This is a genomic window from Pseudomonas sp. SA233, assembly GCF_054792385.1.
Map to the genome: position 1 here is coordinate 4767482 of NZ_CP096449.1, position 24031 is coordinate 4791512.

The window sequence follows — 24031 nt, forward strand, 5'->3', positions numbered from 1 at the left end:
TGCCAAGGGCAAGCGCGCAGCCGAACGCTGACGCTTTTGGGGGCTCGGGTCAGGCACGCCAATGTTCGACGGGGTTCTTCCTGCGTGGCGGTGCATCACTTCCGCCACACGGAGAGGTGCCGAATTATCCAGATTGCGCGAAAAATTTCAACCTGCTTTGATGGGCTTCTTTGCCAAGGAGTGTCTATCCGATGGAATACCGCCAGCTTGGCCGTACCGACCTCAATGTCAGCGCCCTGTGCCTTGGAACCATGACCTGGGGCGAACAGAACAGTCAGGCCGAGGCCTTCGAGCAGATTGCCCGGGCCAAGGCCGCCGGGGTCAACTTCATCGACACCGCCGAAATGTACCCGGTGCCGCCCCGCCCCGAAACCTACGCCGCCACCGAGCGCATCATCGGCAACTGGTTCCGTGACAATGGCGATCGCGACGACTGGGTGCTGGCCAGCAAGGTCGCCGGCCCCGGCAACGGCATCAGCCACATTCGCGACGGCCAGCTCAAGCACAACCGCCAGCATATCGTCGCGGCGCTGGACGAGAGTCTCAAGCGCCTGCAGACCGACCGCATCGACCTGTACCAGCTGCACTGGCCCGAGCGCAGCACCAACTTCTTTGGCAAGCTGGGCTACCAGCATTTGCCACAGGACCACTTCACCCCGCTGGAAGAAACCCTCGAAGTGCTCGACGAGCAGGTACGCGCGGGCAAGATCCGCCACATCGGCCTGTCCAACGAAACGCCGTGGGGCACCATGAAGTTCCTGCAACTGGCTGAAAGCCGCGGCTGGCCGCGAGCGGTATCGATCCAGAACCCTTACAACCTGCTCAACCGCAGCTTCGAGGTGGGCCTTGCGGAAGTGGCCATCCGCGAGCAATGCGGCCTGCTGGCCTATTCGCCGCTGGCGTTCGGCATGCTCTCCGGCAAATACGAGAACGGCGCACGCCCGGAAAACGCACGCCTGACCCTGTTCAGCCGCTTTGCCCGTTATTCCAACCCACAGACCGTGGCGGCCTGCAGCCGCTATGTGCAGCTGGCCCGCGAGCACGGCCTGGACCCGGCGCAGATGGCCCTGGCGTTCGTTACCCGGCAGCCGTTCGTGACCAGCAATATCATTGGCGCGACCAGCCTCGATCAGCTGGACAGCAACCTTGCCAGCCTCGCGCTGAGCCTGAGTGATGAACTGCTGGCGGCAATCGAGGCGATTCACCAGGAGCAACCGAACCCGGCGCCTTGAGCCGGACCCTGTGCCCACTTCGAGGCCTGTGGGACACCTGTAGGAGCAGCCTTGTGCTGCGAAGAGGCCTGTATGGCTGAAGGTTGCCTGTGGCAGCAATGGCCTCTTCGCAGCACAAGGCTGCTCCTACCGGTTGGCTCTGCCCCTCTGCTGCACAGGCTAGACACAATCGCCAAAAAATAAGACGATCCAGCCGGTGATTGACCACTCTACCCTATAAGAACAATGACAATGATGTTTACCCAACCCTCCGCGTCGCTGCGGCGCGTCAGCATCCTGGCCATTGACAAGGTGTTCGCTTCGACCTTGATGCAGGCCAAGGATTTCTTCCACCTCGCCAGCTTGCGCTACAGCAAGCAACTGGGCCTGGGCCTGCAGCCCATGTTCGAGATTCGCCTGGTGAGCCCGGACGGCCAGCCCGTGGACAGCTTCAGCAATGTGCAGTTGCCGGTCGAAGGCGGCCTTGACGACGCCGACGTGATCATCCTCCCGGCCTTCTGGGATGACTTCGACAACCTGCTGCAACGTTATCCACAGGTACTGCCTTGGCTGCGTGAACAGCATGCCCGCGGCTCGGTGCTGTGCGCCGAGGCCAGTGGCGTATTCTGGCTGGCCGAGTCCGGCCTGCTCGATGGCAAGGAAGCGACCACCTACTGGCGCTTCTTCAACAGCTTTGCCGAACGCTTCCCGAAGATCCGGCTGAACCAGGACAAGCACCTGACCGATGCAGACAACCTCTATTGCGCCGGCGGGACCACTTCAGCCTGCGACCTGTACATCTATCTGATCGAACGCTTCTGCGGCGCCAACGTGGCCCGCGCCGTGTCCCGCGACATCCTCTACGAAGTGCAGCGCAACTACACCCCGGGACGCATGGGCTTTGGCGGGCAGAAGCTGCACCAGGACCTGATCATCCTGCAGATACAGCACTGGCTGGAAGAGCACTTCGCCGACAAGTTCCGCTTCGAGGACGTGGCTCGCAACCACGGCATGAGCATTCGCAATTTCATGCGGCGTTTCCAGAGCGCTACGGGTGACAAGCCGCTGCACTACCTGCAACGGTTGAGGATCGAGACGGCCAAGGGCTTGTTGTCGAGCACGCGCAAGAGCATCAAGACCATCAGTTATGAGGTGGGCTATGACGATGCCAGTTTCTTTGCGCGGCTGTTCCGCCAGCATACCGAGTTGTCGCCGAACCAGTATCGGCAACAGTTCATGCAAGAGGCTTGAGGCCAATGGGGCTGCTCTGCAGCCCATCGCGACACAAGGCCGCTCCTACAGGGAATCGCGTAATCCTGTAGGAGCAGCCTTGTGTCGCGAAAGGGCCGCAAAGCGGCCCCGGTAATTTCAAGGCTTGTGCGCCCGCGCCAGAAACTCGTGCGACTGCATCTCCAGCAAGCGACTCAGGGTACGCTGGAACTCGAAGGCCAAGCGCCCACCGGTATACAGGTCCTTCAGCTCCACCTCGGCCGAGATGATCAGTTTGACGTTGCGGTCGTAGAACTCGTCCACCATGTTGATGAAGCGGCGGGCGATGTCGTCGGTGGTGACTCCCATCTGCTCCACGTTGCTCAACAGCACGGCATGGAAGATCTTGCCCAGTTCGATGTAGTCGTTCTGGCTGCGGGGGCCGTCGCACAGGGCGCGGAAGTCGAACCAGGCCACGTCGTCACAGGTAAGCAGGGCATTGATCGGGCGATTCTCGATCATCAGCACGTCGTTCTGGACCGCCTGGGTGCACTCGGGGGTCAGTGCCTTGAAGCTTGCGCGCAGGCTCTGGTGAGCCGCTTCATCGAGCGGGTAATGGTAAAGCTCGGCCTGCTCCAGGTGACGCAGGCGGTAGTCGACCCCGCTGTCGACGTTCACCACCTCGGTGTACTGCTTGATCATGGCGATGGCCGGCAGGAAACGCGCGCGCTGCAGGCCGTCCTTGTACAGGCCGTCCGGCACGATGTTGGAGGTAGCCACCAGCGATACGCCGTTCTTGAACAACTCTTCCATCAGGGTGCCGAGAATCATCGCGTCGGTAATGTCCGACACGAAGAATTCGTCGAAACAGATGACCTTGGCTTCTTCGCTGAAGCGCTTGGCAATGATGGTCAGCGGGTTCTTCTCGCCCTTGAGGGTTTTCATTTCCTCGTGCACACGCTTCATGAAGCGGTGGAAGTGCGTGCGCATCTTCTGCTTGAACGGCAGTGCCTCGAAGAAGGTATCGACCAGGTAAGTCTTGCCGCGCCCTACCCCACCCCAGAAGTACAGGCCCTTGACCGGGGTCTGCTCCTTTTTGCCGAACAGCTTGCCGAACACGCCCGGCTTGTTGTTCTGCGCGTGTACCAGGTCATCGTACAGGCGCTGCAGGTGACGCACCGCAGTTTCCTGCGCCGCGTCATGGAAGAAGTCGGGACGTTTCAGATCTGCTTGATATCGTTCTAGGGGCGTCATGATTCGTTAGCGAGGCAACAAAAAACGGGCCGTCACTGTAGCGACAGGCCCGCTTAATGGCAATCAGACTTGCGTCAATATGCCTCATCCAGACCAACTAAGTGCTGGATGGCACCGGCTTTGCCGGTGTTCGCGGGTAAACCCGCTCCTACAGGCGAAATGCCTCAGTCCGGTTGTGGCGCAAGCGCTGCACGCAGGCTTTCGATGGCCGAATCACGGGCTTCGGCGCTGTCGAACTGCGGCCCCTCGGCAACCTGTTCACCGTTCAGCCACAGACCGAAACCCAGGCCTTCGACGCGTACATCCGCCTCGCCACCTTGCTGCAGCTGCTTGCTCACGGCGCCGGCGCTCTTGCCGTCGGCGAAGCTGCGCGACAGCAGCAGTTGCTCGCCATCAGCGGCAAGCAGGCGGAAGCGGAAGCTGCCGTCTTCATCGCGGAAGCTGACGAAACGCGCACTCTTGGCGGCCTTCTTCTTCACTTCGGTGCTGGCCTGCACGCTGCTACGGAACGAACGCAGGCCAACGGCCTCGCGCAGCTGCTCGAGGAATGGCGTGGCGATCTTGCGAGCCTTGGCAGCGCCGGCCAGCAGGATGTCTTCCAGGTCCGCCGGACGGGCGATCAGCTGGTGGTAGTACTCGCGCTTCTCGGCCAGCTGGCCGTCCAGCAGCTGGAACAGCCGCTGCTTGGCCTCGCCCCAGCCCAGGCCCTGCAGCAGCTCTTCACGGAACTCGGCACACTGCGCCGGCGTCGAGAAGGCCTGGAACAGGGTGAACAGGTGAGCGTTGTCCGGGTCTTTCGCCTCGCCAGGCGCACGCGAGTCGGTGACGATGCGCGAGATGGCGTCTTTCATCTCCTTGGCGCTGGTGAATAGCGGGATGGTGTTGTCGTAGCTCTTGGACATCTTGCGCCCGTCCAGGCCCGGCAGGGTCGCCACGCTCTCCTCGATCACCGCTTCCGGCAGGGCGAAGAAGTCCTTGCCCTGGCCGAACAGGTGGTTGAAGCGCTGACCGATGTCGCGGGCCATTTCCACGTGCTGGATCTGGTCACGACCGACCGGCACCTTGTTGGCGTTGAACATCAGGATGTCCGCAGCCATCAGCACCGGGTAGCTGTACAGGCCCATGGTCACGCCGGCATCCGGGTCCTCGCCATTTTCCAGGTTCTTGTCCACCGAGGCCTTGTAGGCGTGTGCACGGTTGAGCAGGCCCTTGGCGCTGACGCAGGTCAGCAGCCAGGTCAGCTCGGGGATTTCCGGGATATCGGACTGGCGGTAGAAGGTCACCTTGTCCGGATCGAGACCGCCGGCCAGCCAGGTGGCGGCAATTTCCAGACGCGAACGCTGGATACGCAGCGGGTCGTCGCACTTGATCAGGGCGTGGTAGTCGGCCAGGAAGTAGAACGAGTCGACACCGGGCTGCTGGCTGGCACGGATCGCCGGGCGGATGGCGCCGGCGTAGTTGCCCAGGTGCGGAGTGCCGGTGGTGGTGATACCGGTGAGAATGCGCGTGGTCATGGGTGTTCGCTTATTCAGGCTTGGCTCAGTTCGAAAGGCGCGGCAGCAGCAGATCCTTCAGATCGGTCAGCTTGCCATGGAAGAAGTGTCCGCATTCTGCCACTTTCAGCAGCTCATGGGGGCGCGACAGGCTGTCGGACCATTCGTAAACCAGCTGCGGCGCGACGACTTCGTCGGCGTCAGGCTGCACCACGGTGATCGGGCAGCGCTGCGGCAGCGGGAAATCCGCCGTCAGGCGCATGACCGCAGGGGCGATCATGAACAGCTGCTGCAGCTCTACTCCAGTGGCCTCCAGGCGGCCGGCCAGGCTGGTGGCGACAAAACCACCGAACGAGAAGCCCATCAGCACCAGCGGCAGGCCCAGATGCTTTTCGCGCAGCCAGGCCGCAGCGGCTTCGGCATCGGCCACCTCGCCAGCGCCCATGTCATGGGTGCCTGCGCTCTGCCCGACGCCACGGTAGTTGAACCGCAAGGTCACGTAGCCGGCGTCACGGGCGGTGCGTTGCAAGGTCGAGACCACCTTGTTGAGCATGGTGCCGCCCTGGACCGGGTTGGGGTGGCAGATCAGCACCACGCCACGTGCATTGGCCACGTCCAGGTACAAGGCTTCCAGCTGGCCGCTGGGGCCATCGATGAACAAGGGGGTTTCGCGGACAAGCAAGGCACTACTCCGTGACCTCGGAAGGGGTCGATTCGTCTAGATGAGGAATTCTGTTCTGATTTGCGATCGCTCGCGGTATACAGCGCAGGTCTGAGCCGTTAACGTAAAGCAAAGCCGTTTATAGAGGAAGGACTCGTGGAACTCTCGCTCCTTGTTTGGTTGTTGCCGACCCTGGCCCTGGTCATCGGTGTGGTGGTTGGGTTCGTCGTCGCTCGCCTGCTGCCCAATGCCGCGCCGAGCAGCACCCAGCGTCAACTGGATGATATCCAGAAGCGCTTCGACAGCTATCAGAACGAAGTGGTTACTCATTTCAACAGCACTGCCGTGCTGGTCAAGAAACTGACCCAAAGCTATCAGGACGTGCAGGACCACCTGGCCGAAGGCGCCAACAGCCTGGCTCTGGACGACGTCACTCGCCAACGCTTGCTGGCAGCCCTGCACTCCGAGGCAGCGCAAGGCCCACGCGACCGTTTGACCCCGCCGAAGGATGCCGAAGTGCCACGCGACTACGCGCCGAAAGCACCGAACTCGCCGGGCATGCTCGACGAGAGCTACGGGCTCAAGCGCTGATCTGCAGAAAATGACAAAGGCCTCGCAAGAGGCCTTTTTCATGGGCTGGATTCACTGGCCTCTTCGCGGGTGAACCCGCTCCCACAGGGGCGGCGCAGGTTTCAAATACTGCGCCTTACCTGTAGGAGCGGGTTTACCCGCGAAGAGGTCGGCCCAGGCAACCTAGCTGCAGGCCTGCAATGCCTGCTCGACATCCGCCAGCAGGTCCTCCACATCTTCCAGCCCCACCGACAGGCGCACCAGCCCCTCCGATATCCCGTGATGGGCCCGCTCCTTCGCGGTATAGCTTGAGTGCGTCATGCTCGCCGGATGCTGCGCCAGCGACTCGGCATCGCCCAGGCTCACCGCCCGCGCAAACAGTTGCAAGGCATTCATGAACCTGCGCCCGGCCTCGATACCCCCCTTTAACTCGAAGGCGATCATCCCGCCCGGCAAACGCATCTGCCGCTGCGCCAGCTCGTACTGTGCAAACGACGGCAAACCCGGGTAGTGAATCAGCTCCACCTGCGGCTGCCGCGCCAAAACTTCGGCCACCTGCTGGGCATTTGCGCAATGGCGGTCCATGCGCAGGGCCAAGGTCTTGATACCGCGCATCAGCAGCGCCGCATCGTGGGGTGACAGCACCGCCCCGGTCATGTCCTTCAGCCCTTCCAGGCGAATGCGGTCAACCAGCGCCTTGCGCCCCACCACCAGCCCGGCAGTGATATCACCGTGGCCACTAAGGTACTTGGTCGCCGAATGCACCACCAGGTCCGCCCCCAGCTCCAGCGGCCGCTGCAGGTAGGGCGTGCAGTAGGTGTTGTCGACCACCACGTGCACATCATGCCCGCGCACCGCCTCGGCCACCGCGGCGATATCCACCAGCTGCATGTTGGGGTTGGCCGGCGTTTCGAAGTAGATCATTCGTGTTTTACTGTTGATCGCCGCTTTCAGGGCCTTGGCGTCGTTCAGGTCGACATGGCGGATCTTCACCCCGAATTCGCCAATGCCATGGTGCAGGAAAGCAAAAGTGCAGCCGTACAAAGTTCGCCCGACGATCAGCTCATCACCAGGGCGCAACAGGGTCCAGATCGTCGAGGTGATGGCCCCCATGCCCGACGCCAATGCCAGCCCTGCCTCGCCACCCTCCAGCGAGGCCATGCGCTGTTCCAGCAGGGCCAAGGTAGGGTTGGAAATGCGGCTGTAGAAATGCCCCGGCTCCTCCCCGGCGAAGCAAGCAGCACCGTATTCGACTGTGGGGAAGGCATAAGTAGCGGTCTGGTACACCGGCGGCACCAGGGCGCCACCGTGGGAAAGCGGATCGTAGCCATGGTGAATGGCCCGCGTGGAAAAACCGGTGTTGTTATGGGAGTCGCGCATGGCAACAGCCTCTTGTGGTTTGCTATAAGCTTATGCCACCGAGCTGCCCGATTTTTTCCAAAATGGCCCACGCATACGCGTGCTTGTTGGAACAAAAATAATAATTACCGGACCAGGAGGGTAAAATATGCCTTCACGCCTCGACCGCACCGACCGCGCCCTGCTCGCTGCCCTGCAGGACAACGCCCGCCTCACCGTTGCCGAACTTGCCGACCAGGTAGCGTTGACCACCTCGCCATGCTGGCGGCGGGTCAAGTTGCTGGAGGACAACGGCTACATCACCGGCTACCAGGCCATCCTCTCGCCCAAGTCACTGGGGTTTGGCGTCACCGCGTTCGTCAGCATCATGATGGACTCGCACACCAAGGACATGGCACTGGCATTCGAACAGCGGCTGATGGAAATTCCCGAGATTGTCGCCTGCCACAACATCTCCGGGCGCTACGACTTCTTGCTGGAGATCCTGGCGCGGGATCTGGAGTCGTTTGGCGAGTTCACCCGGGAAGTGCTGCAACGGTTGCCGGGGGTGAAGGAGATTTACTCGAGTTTTTCCTACAAGGCAGTGAAGGAACGGCGGGTGATACCCGTGTCCGAAAAGCATATTTAGCCCCGCCATGGCAGGGCTTCAACGAGCTGGGGCAAGCCCTGGCGCTAGCCGCACAGTCGTTTTTCCTCCACTAGCGCGAGACAGCAGGATTTTCCAAAGCCGTGATGCGGCGATCCAATTCACGAACAGACTCTATCAAAGGCACCACCAGCTTTTCGTAATCAACGGTCAGCACCCCGTCTTTTTCATGCACCAACTCCGGGTACACCTTCTGCACCTCCTGGGCGAGCACAGCAAGGTCATCCCTGCCGGACTCTTTCCACTTCATCCGCACCCCATGAATCTTCAGCAGGGTATCGGTGGAGCCCAACAGTTCGGTGATATCGGTCTTCAACCGAACATCGCTGAATGGGCAACATTTGGCCCCAAGATCGGCGTGTGCCGTACCCGATAATCCAGCAGCCAATACCAGCGTACATGCCGCAAAATATTGAGGAAATTTCACCGCTAGGCCTCCTTAGTTGTTAGAGCACCCAGAGTGAACGGAGGGCCTCCTACCCAAAAGTCGGTTTTTTCGCCCGGCACAGCAGGAAAAGGCGGCGCAGCTTGTAGGATGAAGCGCAGAGAGCGGTCAAACCGTACAAGGTACGCCATCTATCAGGGTCTGCACGCATGGCAAGATGCTCAATAAAAAACCCCGCCGAGGCGGGGTTTTCCTTGCAGGCTAGCGCTTAGATCGCGCCACGCTGACGCAGCACGTCCAGCACCTGCTTCACGCCCTCATCCACGCTCGTGGCCTGGGTATCGATCACAAGGTCGGCATCCAGCGGCACATCGTACGGGAAGCTTTCGCCCGGGATGTTGTCGCCACCAGCAGCGTACAAGCCTTGCGGGTCACGCTCACGGCAGGCCAGCGGCGAGGCCTGGACGTAAACGGTCACCAGGCGCTCCTTGCCGATCAATGCCTTGGCCTGTTCGCGGCCTTCTGCATCCGGGGCCACGAACGCGGCCAGAGTCAGCAGACCGGCTTCGTTGAACTGGCGCGCCACATGGGCGGCGCGGCGCCAGTTCTCGGTGCGGCCGGCACGGTCCTGCGGCAAGCCCTTGTTCAGGTCATGACGCAGGTTCTGGCCGTCGAGCACGTACACTGCACGGCCCATGTCGAACAGCTTGCGCTCCACGGCGTAGGCCAGGGTGCTCTTGCCAGCGCCGGACAGGCCACTGAACAGCACGGTGGCAGGCTGCTGGCCGAAGCGCAGGGCGCGCTCTTCGGTGGCCACATGGCACAGCTTGCCATGATGGCCGGTGCTGCCGTGCGGCAGGACTGGCGGGGCGATGATCATGCCGGCGCCGACCGTGCCGTTGGTCAGCCGGTCGATGACGATGAACGCACCGGTGGTGCGGTTGCTTTCGTAACCGTCCAGGGCAATCGAGGCGTCCAGGGACACCTTGACGCGGCCGATCTCGTTCAGTTGCAGCGCGCTGGCAGCGCCCTGCTCCAGGGTGTTCACATCGACCTTGTGGGTGATGCTGGCAATCGAGCCCGGCACGTAGCTGGTGGCGCGCTTGATGTCGTATTTCTTGCCCGGGAGCATCGGCTCCTCGGCCATCCACACCAGCATGGCGTCGAACTGGTCGGTGACCGGCGGAACGTTGTCGGCATGCACCAGCAGGTCGCCACGGGAGATGTCGATCTCGTCTTCCATGGTCAGGGTCACGGCCTGGCCGGGGCCTGCGTTTTCCAGCTCGCCTTCGTAGGTGACGATGGACTTGACGCGGCTGCTCTTGCCCGACGGCAGCACGACGATTTCATCGCCCTTGTGCACCACGCCGCTGGCGATGGTGCCCGCGAAACCGCGGAAGTTCAGGTTCGGGCGGTTGACGTACTGCACCGGGAAGCGCAGGTCGGTGAAGTTGCGGTCGGCCGACACTTCGACGGTTTCGAGGATTTCCATCAACGTCGGGCCGGCGTACCACGGCGAACGCTCGCTGTGGTTGACCACGTTGTCGCCCTTGAGCGCCGACATCGGCACGAAGTGCAGGCTGCTCGGTACCAGGTTGATGGCTTCAGCGAACTTCAGGTAGTCGGCCTTGATCGACTCGAACACGCCCTGGTCGAAGCCTTTGAGGTCCATCTTGTTGACCGCGACGACGATGTGCTTGATGCCCAGCAGCGAGGCAATGTAGCTGTGGCGGCGGGTCTGGGTCTGCACGCCGTAGCGGGCATCGACCAGAATGATCGCCAGGTCGCAGGTGGACGCGCCGGTGGCCATGTTGCGGGTGTACTGCTCGTGGCCCGGGGTGTCGGCAATGATGAACTTGCGCTTGGCGGTGGAGAAATAGCGGTAGGCGACATCGATGGTGATGCCCTGCTCGCGCTCGGCCTGCAGACCGTCGACCAGCAACGCCAGGTCGACTTCCTCGCCGGTGGTGCCGACCTTTTTCGAATCGCGAGTGATGGCCTCGAGGTGGTCCTCGTAGATCATCTTCGAGTCATGCAGCAAGCGCCCGATCAGGGTGCTCTTGCCGTCATCCACGTTGCCGCAGGTGAGAAAACGCAGCAGTTCTTTGCGCTCGTGCTGAGCCAGATAAGCGAGGATGTCTTCGCTGATCAAATCGGATTGGTGCGACATGGAGTAACCCTGAAAATTAGAAGTAGCCCTGACGTTTCTTGTCTTCCATGGAACCGGCGCCATCGTGGTCGATGACTCGGCCCTGGCGCTCGGAAGTGCGCGTCAGGAGCATTTCCTGAATGATGTCGGTGAGCGTCTCGGCTTCCGACTCGACAGCGCCCGTGAGCGGGTAGCAGCCAAGGGTACGGAAACGCACCTTTTTCTTGACGATGCGCGCTTTCTCTTCATCGGTGAGATGTTCGAGGATGCGCTCGTCGTCGATCATGATCAGGGTGCCGTTCTTCTCGATGACTTCGCGCTCGGCGGCGAAGTACAGCGGCACGATCGGGATGCCTTCGAGGTAGATGTACTGCCAGATGTCCAGCTCGGTCCAGTTCGACAGCGGGAAGACGCGGATCGACTCGCCCTTGTTGACCTTGCCGTTGTACACGTTCCACAGTTCCGGGCGCTGGTTCTTCGGGTCCCAGCGGTGCTTGCTGTCACGGAACGAGTAAACGCGCTCCTTGGCCCGCGACTTCTCTTCGTCGCGGCGCGCACCACCGAAGGCGGCATCGAAACCATGCTTGTCCAGCGCCTGCTTCAGGCCCTGGGTCTTCATGATGTCGGTGTGCTTGGAGCTGCCATGGGTGAACGGGTTGATACCCTGCGCCACACCCTCGGGGTTGACGTGGGTGATCAGCTCCAGGCCCATTTCCTCGACCATCTTGTCGCGGAAGCTGTACATCTCCTGGAATTTCCACTGCGTGTCGACGTGCATCACCGGGAACGGCAACTTGCCTGGGAAAAAGGCCTTGCGCGCCAGGTGCAGCATCACGGCGGAATCCTTGCCGATCGAGTACAGCATCACCGGGTTGTCGAACTCGGCGGCCACCTCGCGGATGATGTGGATGCTCTCCGCCTCCAGCTGTTTCAAGTGCGTCAGTTTGTCGACCATGGCTACTCACGAAAAACGATCTTATGGACGGCCTGCGGGCCGTGTTCGAGCGAGCCACTTTATCACAGCGGCTGCTTCTATTTAGGAGGCTGGCTAGATCGAAAAAGTCTAACGATATGACTGGGGGTTTGGGCTGGCAGGCCCGGTATTGGTCTCTGGACAGGCACAGGGTCTGTAGAAGCAGCCTTGTGCTGCGAAGAGGCCGTTACTGCCCAAAAAGCTCTTTTGCCTCACTGGCCTCTTCGCAGCACAAGGCTGCTCCTACAGGGACCGCGCCATCAACACTGTATCCGCGAAGAAGGCGACGCCGATGTCAGATCGGGTTCGGGCAATCGATGAACAGGTGCTCCACGGCAAAGCGCCGCGCCAGGTAATCACCCAGCGCCTGCACCCCATACCGCTCGGTGGCATGGTGCCCGGCGGCAATGAAGCTGACGCCATTCTCGCGGGCACTATGGTAGGTCTGCTCCGACGCCTCGCCGGTCAGGTACAGGTCCACCCCGGCCGCGATCGCCGTGTCGATGTAGCCCTGCCCGCCTCCGGTGCACCAGCCGACCCGCCGGATCATCTGCTCACCTTCGATCAGCAGAGGCTCACGCCCCAGCACCTCCCGCACCCGCCGGGCGAAATCGAGCGCGGTCATCGGCTCGGCCAGCGAGCCGACCAGGCCGACCACCTTGGGGTTCTCCGGGTCCAGCGGCCCTTCGACGGTGATGTCCAGCTGCCGCGCCAGCTGCACGTTGTTGCCCACGTCCGGGTGCACGTCCAACGGCAGGTGGAACGCGAGCAGGCTGATGTCGTTGTTCAACAGGGTCTTCAGCCGGCGCTGCCGGATGCCGGTGACGCAGGGGTTCTCTCCCTTCCAGAAGTAGCCATGGTGCACCAGCACAAGGTCGGCCTCGGCTTCGACTGCCGCATCCAGCAACGCCTGGCTGGCGGTAACGCCGCTGACGATGCGGCTGACCTGCGGCCGGCCTTCGACCTGCAGGCCGTTGGGGCAATAATCCTGGATCTTCGCGCTGCCCAGGTAACGCTCGGCTTCCTCGACCAGGGTGTTCAGAGCGACGGCCATGAAAATCTCCTCGAAATCTGCGTTTTTCTCGGGCACAACGCCCATGCAACGCCCGTATAATGCCGGCCATTATGGGCCGTCGCCGGCACTGGGGGAACCGGTGTATGATCGCGCGCGCTCATGCCCACCGCACGGTCACCATCCCCGGCTCTTTCCAGGATTCATTCATGTTCAAGGCTTTGCGTTATTTTGGCTGGCCCCTGCTTACCGGCGTACTGATCGCCATGCTGATCATCCAGCGCTTCCCGGAGTGGGTCGGCCTGCCCAGCCAGGACGTCAACCTGCAACAGGCACCGCAGACCACGCGGATCATGCAGGGCCCGGTATCCTATGCCGACGCGGTAACCCTGGCCGCCCCGGCGGTGGTCAACCTGTACACCACCAAGGTGGTGAACAAGAGCGCCCACCCGCTGTTCGAGGACCCGCAGTTCCGCCGTTTCTTCGGCGACAACCTGCCCAAGCAGCGCCGCTGGGAGTCGAGCCTGGGCTCGGCGGTGATCATGAGCCCCGAGGGTTACCTGCTGACCAATAACCACGTCACCAGCGGCGCCGACCAGATCGTCGTGGCCCTGAAGGATGGCCGCGAGACATTGGCCCGGGTCATCGGCAGCGACCCGGAAACCGACCTGGCGGTGCTGAAAATCGACCTGAAGAGCCTGCCGGCGATCACCATCGGCCGCTCCGACAACATTCACATCGGCGACGTGTCGCTGGCCATCGGCAACCCGTTCGGGGTCGGCCAGACCGTGACCATGGGCATCATCAGCGCCACTGGCCGCAACCAGCTGGGCCTGAACAACTACGAAGATTTCATCCAGACCGACGCGGCGATCAACCCGGGTAATTCCGGCGGTGCGCTTGTGGATGCCAACGGCAACCTGATCGGCATCAACACGGCGATCTTCTCCAAGTCCGGGGGTTCGCAAGGTATCGGCTTCGCCATCCCGGTGAAACTGGCACTGGAGGTGATGAAGTCGATCATCGAGCACGGCCAGGTGATCCGTGGCTGGCTGGGCATCGAAGTACAGCCACTGAGCCAGGAACTGGCCGAATCGTTCGGCATGAAGGACCGCCCGGGCATCGTGGTGGCGGGCATCTTCCGCGAAGGGCCGGCGGCAAAGGCCGGGCTGCAGCTGGGTGACGTGATCCTGAGCATCAACGGCGAGCCGGCCGGTGACGGGCGCAAGTCGATGAACCAGGTGGCGCGGATCAAGCCCAACGAGAAGATCACCATCGAGGTGATGCGCAATGGGCAGCAGTTGAAGCTGATCGCCGAGGTGGGCCTGCGGCCGCCACCGGCGCCGGCAGTCGCCAAGGAAGAGAAGTAAGGCTTCGATCTGGTCTCTGGGGGGCTGCTTCGCAGCCCATTCGCAGCACAAGGCTGCTCCTACAGGAGATCGCATTTCCCTTGTAGGAGCAGCCTTGTGCTGCGCATGGGCCGCAAAGCGGCCCCCGGCTACATCAATGCAGGATCTGGCTCAGGAACAACTTGGTCCGGTCACTGCGTGGCCGGTCGAAGAAGTCATCCGGCGCTGCCTGCTCGACGATCTCGCCCTTGTCCATGAAGATCACCCGGTTCGCCACGGTCCGGGCAAAGCCCATCTCGTGGGTCACGCAGAGCATGGTCATGCCATCCTCGGCCAGGCCCACCATGGTATCGAGCACTTCCTTGACCATTTCCGGGTCCAGCGCCGAGGTCGGTTCATCGAACAGCATGATCTTCGGTTTCATGCACAACGCGCGGGCAATCGCCACACGCTGCTGCTGACCACCGGACAACTGCCCCGGGTACTTGTGCGCCTGCTCCGGAATACGCACCCGCTCCAGGTAGTGCATGGCGATTTCCTCGGCCTTGCGCCGCGGCATCTTGCGCACCCACATCGGCGCCAGGGTGCAGTTCTCCAGGATGCTCAGGTGCGGGAACAGGTTGAAGTGCTGGAACACCATGCCCACTTCGCGGCGGATGGCCTCGATCTGCTTGAGGTCGTTGGTCAGCTCCACACCATCGACCACGATGCGCCCCTGCTGGTGCTCTTCAAGGCGGTTGAGGCAACGGATGGTGGTGGACTTGCCAGAGCCGGACGGCCCGCACAGCACGATGCGCTCGCCCTGGCGCACGTTCAGGTTGATGTCCTTGAGCACATGGAACTGGCCGTACCACTTGTTCACGCCCTGCATCTGGATGATGCCTTCGGGGCCGGCAGGCTGCTTGATCGCTTCACTCATTTCGAAACTCCTAACGCTTGTGGCCAGTGTCCAGCTTGCGCTCCAGATGCATGGAGTAGCGGGACATACCGAAACAGAAAATCCAGAAAACCAGGGCGGCGAACACATAGCCCTCGGTAGCCATGCCCAGCCAGGCCGGGTCGGCAGCAGCTTGCTTGACGCTGTTCAGCAGGTCGAACAGGCCGATGATGATCACCAGGCTGGTGTCCTTGAACAGGGCAATGAAGGTGTTGACGATGCCGGGGATCACCAGCTTGAGCGCCTGCGGCAGAATCACCAGCCCCATCGCCCGCCAGTAGCCAAGGCCCATGGCCGCGGCAGCTTCGTACTGGCCCTTGGGGATGGCCTGGAGGCCGCCACGCACCACCTCGGCGATATACGCCGACTGGAACAGGATCACGCCGATCATCGCCCGCAGCAGCTTGTCGAAGCTCATGCCCTCAGGCAGGAACAACGGCAGCATCACCGATGACATGAACAGCACGGTGATCAGCGGCACGCCGCGCCAGAACTCGATGAAGGTCACGCACACCACCTTCACCGCAGGCATTTTCGAGCGCCGCCCCAGGGCCAGCAGGATTCCCAGCGGCAATGCGCCGACAATGCCCACGGTGGCAATCACCAGGGTCAGCATCAGCCCGCCCCACTGGCTGGTAGGTACGCTTTCCAGGCCCAGCATGCCCCCGTGCAGCAGGGTGTAGGCAAGCAGCGGGTACACCACCAGGAAGCCAAGGCCGTAGAAGGCCTTGCGTGGGAAGCGTTTGATGAACAGCGGGGCGGCGCCAAGCACGGCAAGCCACACGGTCAGGTCCACGCGCCAGCGCAACTCGGCCGGGTAGTAGCCGTACATGAACTGGCCGAAACGCTGCTGCACGAACACCCAGCAGGCGCCCTCCTTGGTGCAGTCGGCGCGGGTGGTGCCGACCCAGTTGGCATCAAGCAACGCCCACTGCAGCAGCGGCGGCACGATCAGCCAAACCAGGTAGATGGCAAACAGGGTCAGCAGCGTATTGAGCCAGCTGGAGAACAGATTGGCACGCATCCATGCGAGCACGCCGACGGTTTTCACCGGTGGCGGCATGTCGGGTTTGAAAACATGGGCATTCACTGGCGTATCCTCACCGCTCGATCAGCGCAATGCGCTTGTTGTACCAGTTCATCAGCAGCGAAATGCTGATGCTGATGGCGAGATAGACACTCATGGTGATGGCGATCACCTCGATGGCCTGGCCGGTCTGGTTGAGCACGGTACCGGCGAACAGCGAGACCATCTCCGGGTAGCCGATACCGGCCGCCAGCGACGAGTTCTTCGCCAGGTTCAGGTACTGGCTGGTCAGCGGCGGAATGATCACCCGCAGTGCCTGGGGGATGATCACCTTGCGCAGGGTCGGCCCCTCGCGCAGGCCCAGCGAGCGCGCGGCCTCGGTCTGGCCATGGCTGACCGAACGGATACCGGAGCGCACGATCTCGGCGATGAACGCAGCGGTGTAGATGGTCAACGCCAGGGTCAGCGCCAGCAGCTCGGGAATCAGTACCCAGCCACCGACGAAGTTGAATCCTTTCAATTGCGGCACTTCCCAGTGCACCGGGCTGCCGAACAGCAGTGCGCAAACGCCTGGGATGGCGATGAACAGCGCCAGCCCCACCCAGAACTTGTGGAATGGCTCGCCCGTCTCGTCGAAGCGCTTGTTGGCATAACGCACCATCACCACGATGGCCAGCAGCGCCAGGACCAGGGCCACGACGAACGGCCAGAAGCCTTCGGCCATGGACGCGCCGGGCATGTTCAGGCCCCGGTTGCTGATGAAGAAGGTGTCGTCGATATTGATGCTGCCCCGCGGTCCCGGCAGGGTCAGGAACACGGCGAAGTACCAGAACAGGATCTGCAACAACGGCGGGATGTTGCGGAAGGTTTCCACATACACGGTCGCCAGCTTGTTGATCATCCAGTTCGGCGACAACCGCGCCACACCGATGATGAAGCCAAGGATGGTCGCCAGCACCACGCCGATGAACGTCACCAGCAAGGTGTTGAGCAGGCCGATGACGAACACCCGCGCATAGCTGTCTGATTCCACGTAGGGGATCAGGTGCTGGGCGATGCCGAAGCCGGCACTGCGGTCGAGAAAGTCGAAGCCCGAGGTGATACCCCGGTGTTGCAGGTTGGCTTGCGTGTTGTGGAACAGATACCAGCCCAGACCGACCACGAAGACTATCGTGAGAATCTGGAACAGCCACGCGCGCACACGTGGATCGCTCAGGGATAAACCCTTTTGTGCGCCGATTCGATTTTGCATGAAGTGCCCCGGAAAGTAGGGTTCCGAACAGCCTGCGGCGGCGGGATGCCGCCGCAGGGTGCAGCCATCAGCGCACAGGTGGCGCGTACTGGATGCCGCCGTTGTTCCACAGGGCGTTCATGCCACGGTCGATCTTCAGGTCGGTGCTCTGGCCCAGGTTCTTCTCGAACACTTCGCCGTAGTTACCGACTTGCTTCACGATTTGCACTACCCAGTCCTTGGGCAGCTTGAGGTCCTTGCCGTACTCGCCATCCGCGCCCAGCAGGCGGGCGACGTCCGGGTTCTTGGTGCTTTTGGCTTCGGCCTCGACATTCTTCGAGGTGATGCCCGCCTCTTCGGCGTTGAGCATGGCGAACAGGGTCCACTTGACGATGCTGAACCATTCTTCGTCGCCTTTACGCACCACCGGGCCCAGCGGTTCCTTGGAGATGGTTTCCGGCAGTACCACGTACTCGGTCGGCGCGGCCAGCTTGGAGCGCTGGGCGAACAACTGCGACTTGTCGGAGGTCAGCACGTCGCAACGGCCCGATTCCAGCGACTTGGCACTTTCATCCGAGGTGTCGAAGGTGATCGGGGTGTACTTCAGGCCATTGGCGCGGAAGTAGTCCGACACGTTCAGCTCGGTGGTGGTACCGGCCTGGATGCAGATGGTCGCGCCATCGAGTTCCTTGGCGCTGGATACACCCAGCTTTTTGTTGGCCAGGAAGCCAACGCCGTCGTAGTAGGTAACACCGGCGAATACCAGGCCCATGCCGGCATCACGCGAGCTGGTCCAGGTGGTGTTGCGCGACAGCACGTCGACTTCGCCCGACTGCAGGGCGGTGAAACGTTCCTTGGCGTTGAGCTGGCTGAACTTGACCTTGGTCGCGTCGCCGAATACAGCGGCGGCTACGGCGCGGCACACGTCGGCGTCGATACCAACGATCTTGCCCTGCGCATCAGGTACCGAGAAGCCTGGAAGACCGTCGCTCACGCCACACTGGACGAAGCCCTTCTTCTTTACCGCATCCAGGGTGGCGCCGGCCTGGGCGTTGCTCACGGCGCCCAGCGCGGCGGCAGCGGTCAGGACTGCCAGGGTGGTTTTCAACATCTTCATTCACAACCTCCAAATCGCTCTTGTTGTATCGAGCCGGAATTGCACCGCACCCTTTTGAGGCGTATCCGACCCGTATTGGCTTGTTATTGGGTCAATGGCGCAATGGACTGTTCTGTGACAGCCTTCGCGTGCAAAGGGTGTTACCGTCACGGCCTGCCCTTTGCATCATTGGGTGAATTGCAAAGCGCGTACCAAAATTTGCGGCTGTAGCGTTTAAGCGCTCGTCAAGTAGGGAAAGTTGTATCGTTGCGACATTCTTTTTCCGACAATCATTTCCAGCGCCTTCTTTTCACGCACGCCATAACAAGACCCGCACACTTTCGGAGCAGTCATGACCAACCCACTGATTCTCGAACCGCAGAAAACCGCAGACGCCTGTGTGATCTGGTTGCACGGCCTGGGTGCCGACCGTTACGACTTCCTACCAGTGGCCGAATTCATGCAGGAACGCCTGCTCAGCACCCGTTTCGTCATGCCCCAGGCTCCCACCCGCCCGGTAACCATCAACGGCGGCTACGCCATGCCCAGCTGGTACGACATCAAGGCCATGACCCCGGCCCGCGCCATCGACGAGGCGCAGCTGGAGGAATCGGCCGAACAGGTCATTAGCCTGATCAAGGCCGAGCAGGCCAAAGGCATCAGCCTGTCGCGGATTTTCCTGGCTGGCTTCTCCCAGGGGGGCGCGGTGGTGCTGCACACTGCCTATATAAAGTGGCAAGAAGCGCTGGGTGGCGTGATCGCCTTGTCCACCTACGCCCCCACCTTCAAGGACCAGCATCAGTTGAGCGCCTGCCAGCAACGCACCCCGGCCCTGTGCCTGCATGGTGTGCACGACCCGGTGGTGATCCCTTCCATGGGCCGCACCGCCTTCGAGTACCTCAATACCTGGGGCGTTGCCGCCCGCTGGCACGAATACCCGATGGAACACGAAGTGGTGGTGGAAGAGTTGAGCGACATCCACGACTGGCTGAGCAAGCAATTGCAATAAGCCAGGGCTGTCTGTAGTTGTAAGGCTATTCCACTACGCCGAGCCTGAATCTTGCATTACACTGCCCGGCGTACATTCCTTAACCAGTTGATGAGACGATCGTGCTCAAGGCACTCAAGAAAATTTTCGGCAAGGGAGACGCCGCGCCACAGGCCGTCGCTCCTGCTGCCAGCGTGACGCCCCCTGCGCCCGCATCCGCCAGCGAGGCCCGGCCTGCGGAAAAACCGGCCGCACCACGCGCCACCCCCACTCCCCAGGCCGAACAGCCTGCCGCCGTTACGCCAGCCGCCGACAAGCCGGCCAAGGACAAACCGCGTCGCGAGCGCAAGCCCAAGCCGCAGGCCAGCCTGTGGAAACCGGAAGACTTCGTGGTCGAGCCACAGGAAGGCAAGACCCGCTTCCACGACTTCAAGCTGTCCAACGAACTGATGCATGCCATCCACGACCTGGGCTTCCCGTACTGCACGCCTATCCAGGCACAGGTGCTGGGTTACACCCTGCGCGGTCAGGACGCCATCGGCCGGGCCCAGACCGGTACCGGCAAGACTGCGGCGTTCCTGATCTCGATCATTTCCCAGCTGCAGCAGACGCCGCCGCCGAAGGAACGCTACATGGGCGAGCCACGTGCGCTGATCATCGCGCCCACCCGTGAGCTGGTGGTACAGATCGCCAAGGACGCCATCGCCCTGACCAAGTACACCGGCCTGAACGTGATGAGCTTCGTCGGCGGAATGGACTTCGACAAGCAGCTCAAGGCCCTGGAAGCGCGCCATTGCGACATCCTGGTGGCCACTCCGGGGCGCCTGCTGGACTTCAACCAGCGCGGTGAGGTGCACCTGGACATGGTCGAAGTGATGGTGCTGGACGAAGCCGACCGCATGCTCGACATGGGCTTCATCCCCCAGGTGCGCCAGATCATTCGCCAGACGCCGCCGAAAAGCGAGCGCCAGACCCTGCTGTTCTCCGCCACCTTCACCGACGACGTGATGAACCTGGCCAAGCAGTGGACCACCAACCCGGCCATCGTCGAGATCGAGCCGGAGAACGTTGCCAGCGAAACGGTGGAGCAGCACGTCTATGCGGTGGCCGGCAGCGACAAGTACAAGCTGCTGTACAACCTGGTGACCCAGAACAAGTGGGAACGGGTGATGGTGTTCGCCAACCGCAAGGACGAAGTGCGGCGCATCGAGGAAAAACTGGTGCGCGACGGCATCAATGCCGCGCAGTTGTCGGGAGACGTGCCGCAGCACAAGCGTATCCGTACCCTGGAGAACTTCCGCGAAGGGCGCATCACTGTGCTGGTGGCCACCGACGTAGCGGGGCGTGGCATTCACATCGATGGCATCAGCCACGTGATCAACTTCACCCTGCCGGAAGACCCGGACGACTACGTGCACCGCATTGGCCGGACAGGCCGTGCTGGCACCAGTGGTGTGTCGATCAGCTTTGCCGGTGAGGATGACTCGTACCAGCTGCCAGCAATCGAAGAGCTGCTGGGGCGCAAGATCAAGTGTGAAATGCCGCCGGATGAGCTGCTGAAGCCGGTGCCGCGCAAGCATCATTGACCTGTGCCGGCCTCTTCGCGGGTAAACCCGCTCCCACAGGTACTGCACAGCTTTCAAAACCTGTGATGCACCTGTGGGAGCGGGTTCACCCGCGAACCGGGGCTTCGCCCCGGCCATCAAACAAGGATCTACCAGCGCTCCGCCGCATCCTGATCACTCTGTTTCCCTTCCACCCATCGTGCCCCTTCCTGGGTATTTTCCTTCTTCCAGAACGGCGCCCGCGTCTTCAGATAGTCCATGATGAAGTTGCAGGCATCGAACGCCGCCTGCCGATGGGCACTGGCCACGCCGACGAACACGATCGGCTCACCCGGCTCGAGCGCACCGATGCGGTGCAGCACCTCCACCTTGAGCAACGGCCAGCGCTGCTCTGCCTCCACCACGATCTTGGCCAAGGCCTTTTCGGTCATGCCCGGATAGTGCTCGAGGAACATCCCCGCCACCTCGCGGCCATCGTTGAAATCCCGCACGTAGCCGACAAAACCGACCACCGCGCCCACACCGACATTGGCCGCGTGCATGGCATTGGTCTCGGCTCCCGGGTCGAACGCACCTTCCTGGACTCGCACAGCCATGTTCAGCCTCCGGTCACCGGCGGGAAGAACGCCACTTCATCGCCCTCTTCCAGCGGCTCATCGAGCTTGCACAGTTCTTCGTTGCGCGCACACATCAGGTTCTGCTCGGCCAGCACTTCATACTGCCCGCCCTTGGCCACCAAGGCCTGGCGCACATCGTCGAGCACCTTGAACGCACCCTCCACCCGCTCGGCATCCACGCCCAACAATTCGCGGTAACGGGCGAAGTACATCACCTTGACCTTCATCACGCCTCCACCTTGTAGTGGCCACTCTTGCCGCCGAGTTTTTCCAGCAGGCGCACCTGCTCGATGACCATACCTTTATCCACAGCCTTGCACATGTCATAGATCGTCAGCGCAGCCACGCTGGCGGCGGTCAGCGCCTCCATCTCCACGCCGGTCTGCCCGGCCAGCTTGCAGCGGGCGACGATACGCACGGCGTCCTGCCCCTCGGCACTCAGCTCGACCTTGACGCTGGTCAGCATCAGCGGGTGGCACAGCGGGATCAGTTCGCTGGTCTTCTTCGCCGCCTGGATCCCGGCAATGCGCGCCACGGCGAACACGTCGCCCTTGGGGTGTTCACCGTCGACGATCATCTGCAAGGTCTGCGGCAACATGCGCACCCGCGCCTCGGCGGTGGCCTCACGCTCGGTCACGGCCTTTTCAGTGACGTCGACCATGTTGGCCCGCCCCTGGGAATCAAGATGTGTCAGCACTGCTCTGCTCCTGTGAAGGGAACTCGCAGTGTAAACCTGTGAGTCAGGTTTGAGCAGAGGGGTGCGTCAACCGTGCCCGCGAAAAAGCCGGGCGGCGAACCGCCCGGCGGAGAGGGTTACAAATGCGACTCGGCATACTCGGCCAGCACCGAGCGTGGCACGCCCTGCAGGGTGATGTGCACGCCATGGGGGAAGTCCTTGAAGCGCTCGGTCAGGTAGGTCAGGCCAGAGCTGGTCGCGGACAGGTAGGGGGTATCGATCTGCGCCAGGTTGCCCAGGCAGACCACCTTGGACCCGGAGCCGGCACGGGTGATGATGGTTTTCATCTGGTGCGGCGTCAGGTTCTGGCACTCGTCGATCAGGATCAGGCTCTGCTGGAAGCTACGGCCACGGATGTAGTTCAGTGACTTGAACTGCAACGGCACGCGCTCGAGGATGTACTCGACGCTGCCATGGGTGCTTTCGTCATCCATGTGCAAGGCTTCGAGGTTGTCGGTGATGGCGCCCAGCCAAGGTTCCATCTTCTCGGCCTCGGTGCCCGGCAGGAAGCCGATCTCCTGGTCCAGCCCCTGCACACTGCGGGTGGCGATGATGCGCCGGTAGCGCTTGCTTACCATGGTCTGTTCGATGGCTGCGGCCAGGGCCAGGATGGTCTTGCCGGAACCGGCGGCGCCGGTCAGGTTGACCAGGTGGATATCCGGGTCAAGCAGGGCGAACAACGCCAGGCTCTGGTGGATGTCCCGCGGTTTCAAGCCCCAGGCTTCCTGGTGCAGCAGCGGTTCCTGGTGCAGGTCCAGCAACAGCAGTTCGTCGTTGCGGATACCCTTGATCCAGCCTACGAAGCCCTGTTCATCGATGATGAACTCGTTGACGTGAACCGCCGGCAGGTTGTCGATCAATTGCACGCGGTGCCAGGTGCGGCCGCGCTCCTGGCGGGTATCGACCTTGCTCACCCGGTCCCAGAACGAGCCGGTGACCGAATGGTAGCCCTTGGACAGCAAGGACACGTCATCGACCAGTTGGTCGGTGCTGTAGTCCTCGGCCGCGATGCCACAGGCACGTGCCTTCAGGCGCATGTTGATGTCTTTGGTGACCAGCACAACGTCCAGGTCGGTGCGCCGGGCCCGTACTTCGAGCAACTGGTTGATGATGATGTTGTCGTTGAGGTTTTCCGGCAGCAGCTTGTTCGGCTCGTTGCGCGGAGTCATCAGGATGGACAGGAAGCCCTTGGGCCCGCTCTTGCCACGCTGGATCGGCACGCCCTGCTCGACATCGCTGGGCGAGGCGTCACCAAGGGTCTGGTCGATCAGGCGAATGGCCTGGCGGCATTCGGCGGCGATGGTCTGTTTGCCGGTCTTGAGCTTGTCGAGTTCCTCCAGCACCGTCATCGGGATGGCGACATGGTGCTCCTCGAAGTTCAGTAACGCGTTGGGGTCGTGAATCAGGACGTTGGTATCGAGCACATACAGGATAGGCTTGCTGGAGGAAGGGTTGCGTCCTTGGTCATCCATACTCGGTCACCTTATGTCGAAGCCACACGGCGTGGTCTGTTACGCCGCAGAGTGACTGCCGCTGTCCCCGTATCCGCGTTGTTACGGGCGG

Annotated in this window: 23 protein-coding genes; 7 read left to right on the forward strand and 16 right to left on the reverse strand. The window is 62.0% G+C overall.

What is annotated here, in order from left to right; all coding sequences use genetic code 11:
- Positions 1 to 191: 191 nt before the first annotated feature.
- Positions 192 to 1232: an NADP(H)-dependent aldo-keto reductase gene (locus tag M1D87_RS21885; RefSeq protein WP_123084246.1), complete on the forward strand. Its 1041-nt coding sequence runs from the start codon at positions 192 to 194 to the stop codon at positions 1230 to 1232.
- A 309-nt stretch (positions 1233 to 1541) separates the two neighbouring features.
- On the forward strand, positions 1542 to 2462 hold the full coding sequence (locus tag M1D87_RS21890) for a GlxA family transcriptional regulator (protein WP_169774643.1): 921 nt from the start codon (positions 1542 to 1544) through the stop codon (positions 2460 to 2462).
- A gap of 117 nt (positions 2463 to 2579) precedes the next feature.
- Here the strand turns inward: M1D87_RS21890 and zapE are convergent, their stop codons facing one another.
- The 3 genes from zapE to M1D87_RS21905 form a co-directional block, all read right to left on the reverse strand.
- A complete protein-coding gene (gene zapE / locus M1D87_RS21895; protein WP_013974130.1) occupies positions 2580 to 3674 on the reverse strand; it encodes a cell division protein ZapE in 1095 nt (364 codons plus the stop codon).
- A gap of 164 nt (positions 3675 to 3838) precedes the next feature.
- Positions 3839 to 5188: a tryptophan--tRNA ligase gene (locus tag M1D87_RS21900; RefSeq protein WP_003257163.1), complete on the reverse strand. Its 1350-nt coding sequence runs from the start codon at positions 5186 to 5188 to the stop codon at positions 3839 to 3841.
- A 25-nt stretch (positions 5189 to 5213) separates the two neighbouring features.
- Positions 5214 to 5849 (reverse strand): alpha/beta hydrolase, encoded by a 636-nt coding sequence (locus tag M1D87_RS21905; RefSeq protein WP_123084245.1) that lies wholly within the window; start codon positions 5847 to 5849, stop codon positions 5214 to 5216.
- A 135-nt stretch (positions 5850 to 5984) separates the two neighbouring features.
- Here M1D87_RS21905 and M1D87_RS21910 point away from each other — a divergent pair, with 135 nt between their 5' ends.
- Positions 5985 to 6419: a Z-ring associated ZapG family protein gene (locus M1D87_RS21910; protein WP_003257164.1), complete on the forward strand. Its 435-nt coding sequence runs from the start codon at positions 5985 to 5987 to the stop codon at positions 6417 to 6419.
- Positions 6420 to 6581: 162 nt separating this feature from the next.
- Here M1D87_RS21910 and M1D87_RS21915 read toward each other — a convergent pair whose 3' ends face one another.
- Entirely contained in the window at positions 6582 to 7778 is a 1197-nt protein-coding gene (locus M1D87_RS21915; protein ID WP_123084244.1) for a methionine gamma-lyase, read from the reverse strand.
- A gap of 127 nt (positions 7779 to 7905) precedes the next feature.
- Between M1D87_RS21915 and M1D87_RS21920 the strand changes: the two genes are divergently transcribed.
- Positions 7906 to 8385 (forward strand): Lrp/AsnC family transcriptional regulator, encoded by a 480-nt coding sequence (locus M1D87_RS21920; protein ID WP_013974134.1) that lies wholly within the window; start codon positions 7906 to 7908, stop codon positions 8383 to 8385.
- Between the two features lie 70 nt (positions 8386 to 8455).
- Here the strand turns inward: M1D87_RS21920 and M1D87_RS21925 are convergent, their stop codons facing one another.
- From M1D87_RS21925 to M1D87_RS21940, 4 genes are all read right to left on the reverse strand, one after another.
- On the reverse strand, positions 8456 to 8830 hold the full coding sequence (locus M1D87_RS21925) for a tail fiber domain-containing protein (RefSeq protein WP_061303686.1): 375 nt from the start codon (positions 8828 to 8830) through the stop codon (positions 8456 to 8458).
- A gap of 226 nt (positions 8831 to 9056) precedes the next feature.
- Positions 9057 to 10958, reverse strand: coding sequence for a sulfate adenylyltransferase subunit CysN (gene cysN, locus M1D87_RS21930; RefSeq protein WP_054573306.1), 1902 nt, complete (start codon positions 10956 to 10958; stop codon positions 9057 to 9059).
- A gap of 16 nt (positions 10959 to 10974) precedes the next feature.
- A complete protein-coding gene (gene cysD, locus M1D87_RS21935; RefSeq protein ID WP_013974136.1) occupies positions 10975 to 11892 on the reverse strand; it encodes a sulfate adenylyltransferase subunit CysD in 918 nt (305 codons plus the stop codon).
- Between the two features lie 313 nt (positions 11893 to 12205).
- Positions 12206 to 12964: a Nif3-like dinuclear metal center hexameric protein gene (locus M1D87_RS21940; RefSeq protein WP_123084242.1), complete on the reverse strand. Its 759-nt coding sequence runs from the start codon at positions 12962 to 12964 to the stop codon at positions 12206 to 12208.
- A 167-nt stretch (positions 12965 to 13131) separates the two neighbouring features.
- On the opposite strand from M1D87_RS21940, the gene algW reads away from it, so the two are divergent.
- On the forward strand, positions 13132 to 14292 hold the full coding sequence (gene algW, locus M1D87_RS21945) for a Do family serine endopeptidase AlgW (RefSeq protein ID WP_015271734.1): 1161 nt from the start codon (positions 13132 to 13134) through the stop codon (positions 14290 to 14292).
- A gap of 133 nt (positions 14293 to 14425) precedes the next feature.
- Here the strand turns inward: algW and M1D87_RS21950 are convergent, their stop codons facing one another.
- The 4 genes from M1D87_RS21950 to M1D87_RS21965 form a co-directional block, all read right to left on the reverse strand.
- The gene (locus M1D87_RS21950; RefSeq protein WP_003251792.1) at positions 14426 to 15190 is read right to left on the reverse strand and encodes an amino acid ABC transporter ATP-binding protein; all 765 of its coding nucleotides are present in this window, start codon (positions 15188 to 15190) and stop codon (positions 14426 to 14428) included.
- Positions 15191 to 15200: 10 nt separating this feature from the next.
- A complete protein-coding gene (locus tag M1D87_RS21955; protein ID WP_013974139.1) occupies positions 15201 to 16298 on the reverse strand; it encodes an amino acid ABC transporter permease in 1098 nt (365 codons plus the stop codon).
- A gap of 10 nt (positions 16299 to 16308) precedes the next feature.
- A complete protein-coding gene (locus tag M1D87_RS21960; RefSeq protein ID WP_023661812.1) occupies positions 16309 to 17487 on the reverse strand; it encodes an amino acid ABC transporter permease in 1179 nt (392 codons plus the stop codon).
- A 67-nt stretch (positions 17488 to 17554) separates the two neighbouring features.
- A complete protein-coding gene (locus tag M1D87_RS21965) occupies positions 17555 to 18583 on the reverse strand; it encodes an amino acid ABC transporter substrate-binding protein (protein WP_013974141.1) in 1029 nt (342 codons plus the stop codon).
- A 331-nt stretch (positions 18584 to 18914) separates the two neighbouring features.
- Between M1D87_RS21965 and M1D87_RS21970 the strand changes: the two genes are divergently transcribed.
- Both M1D87_RS21970 and rhlB read left to right on the forward strand, forming a co-directional pair.
- Complete coding sequence (locus tag M1D87_RS21970; RefSeq protein ID WP_123084240.1) at positions 18915 to 19571, forward strand: alpha/beta hydrolase; 657 nt, start codon at positions 18915 to 18917, stop codon at positions 19569 to 19571.
- A 101-nt stretch (positions 19572 to 19672) separates the two neighbouring features.
- On the forward strand, positions 19673 to 21136 hold the full coding sequence (rhlB, locus tag M1D87_RS21975) for an ATP-dependent RNA helicase RhlB (RefSeq protein ID WP_123084239.1): 1464 nt from the start codon (positions 19673 to 19675) through the stop codon (positions 21134 to 21136).
- A 128-nt stretch (positions 21137 to 21264) separates the two neighbouring features.
- Here the strand turns inward: rhlB and moaE are convergent, their stop codons facing one another.
- The 4 genes from moaE to M1D87_RS21995 all read right to left on the reverse strand — a co-directional run bounded on the left by moaE (position 21265) and on the right by M1D87_RS21995 (position 23940).
- Positions 21265 to 21711 (reverse strand): molybdopterin synthase catalytic subunit MoaE, encoded by a 447-nt coding sequence (gene moaE, locus M1D87_RS21980; RefSeq protein WP_013974144.1) that lies wholly within the window; start codon positions 21709 to 21711, stop codon positions 21265 to 21267.
- Positions 21712 to 21713: 2 nt separating this feature from the next.
- Positions 21714 to 21959: a molybdopterin converting factor subunit 1 gene (moaD, locus tag M1D87_RS21985; RefSeq protein ID WP_003251777.1), complete on the reverse strand. Its 246-nt coding sequence runs from the start codon at positions 21957 to 21959 to the stop codon at positions 21714 to 21716.
- Positions 21959 to 22429, reverse strand: coding sequence for a cyclic pyranopterin monophosphate synthase MoaC (moaC, locus tag M1D87_RS21990; RefSeq protein ID WP_013974145.1), 471 nt, complete (start codon positions 22427 to 22429; stop codon positions 21959 to 21961). The genes moaD and moaC overlap by 1 nt, the downstream gene beginning before the upstream one ends.
- A gap of 116 nt (positions 22430 to 22545) precedes the next feature.
- Positions 22546 to 23940 carry a PhoH family protein gene (locus M1D87_RS21995; RefSeq protein WP_013974146.1) on the reverse strand — a complete coding sequence of 465 codons (1395 nt, stop codon included), beginning with the start codon at positions 23938 to 23940 and terminating at the stop codon, positions 22546 to 22548.
- Positions 23941 to 24031: the final 91 nt, after the last annotated feature.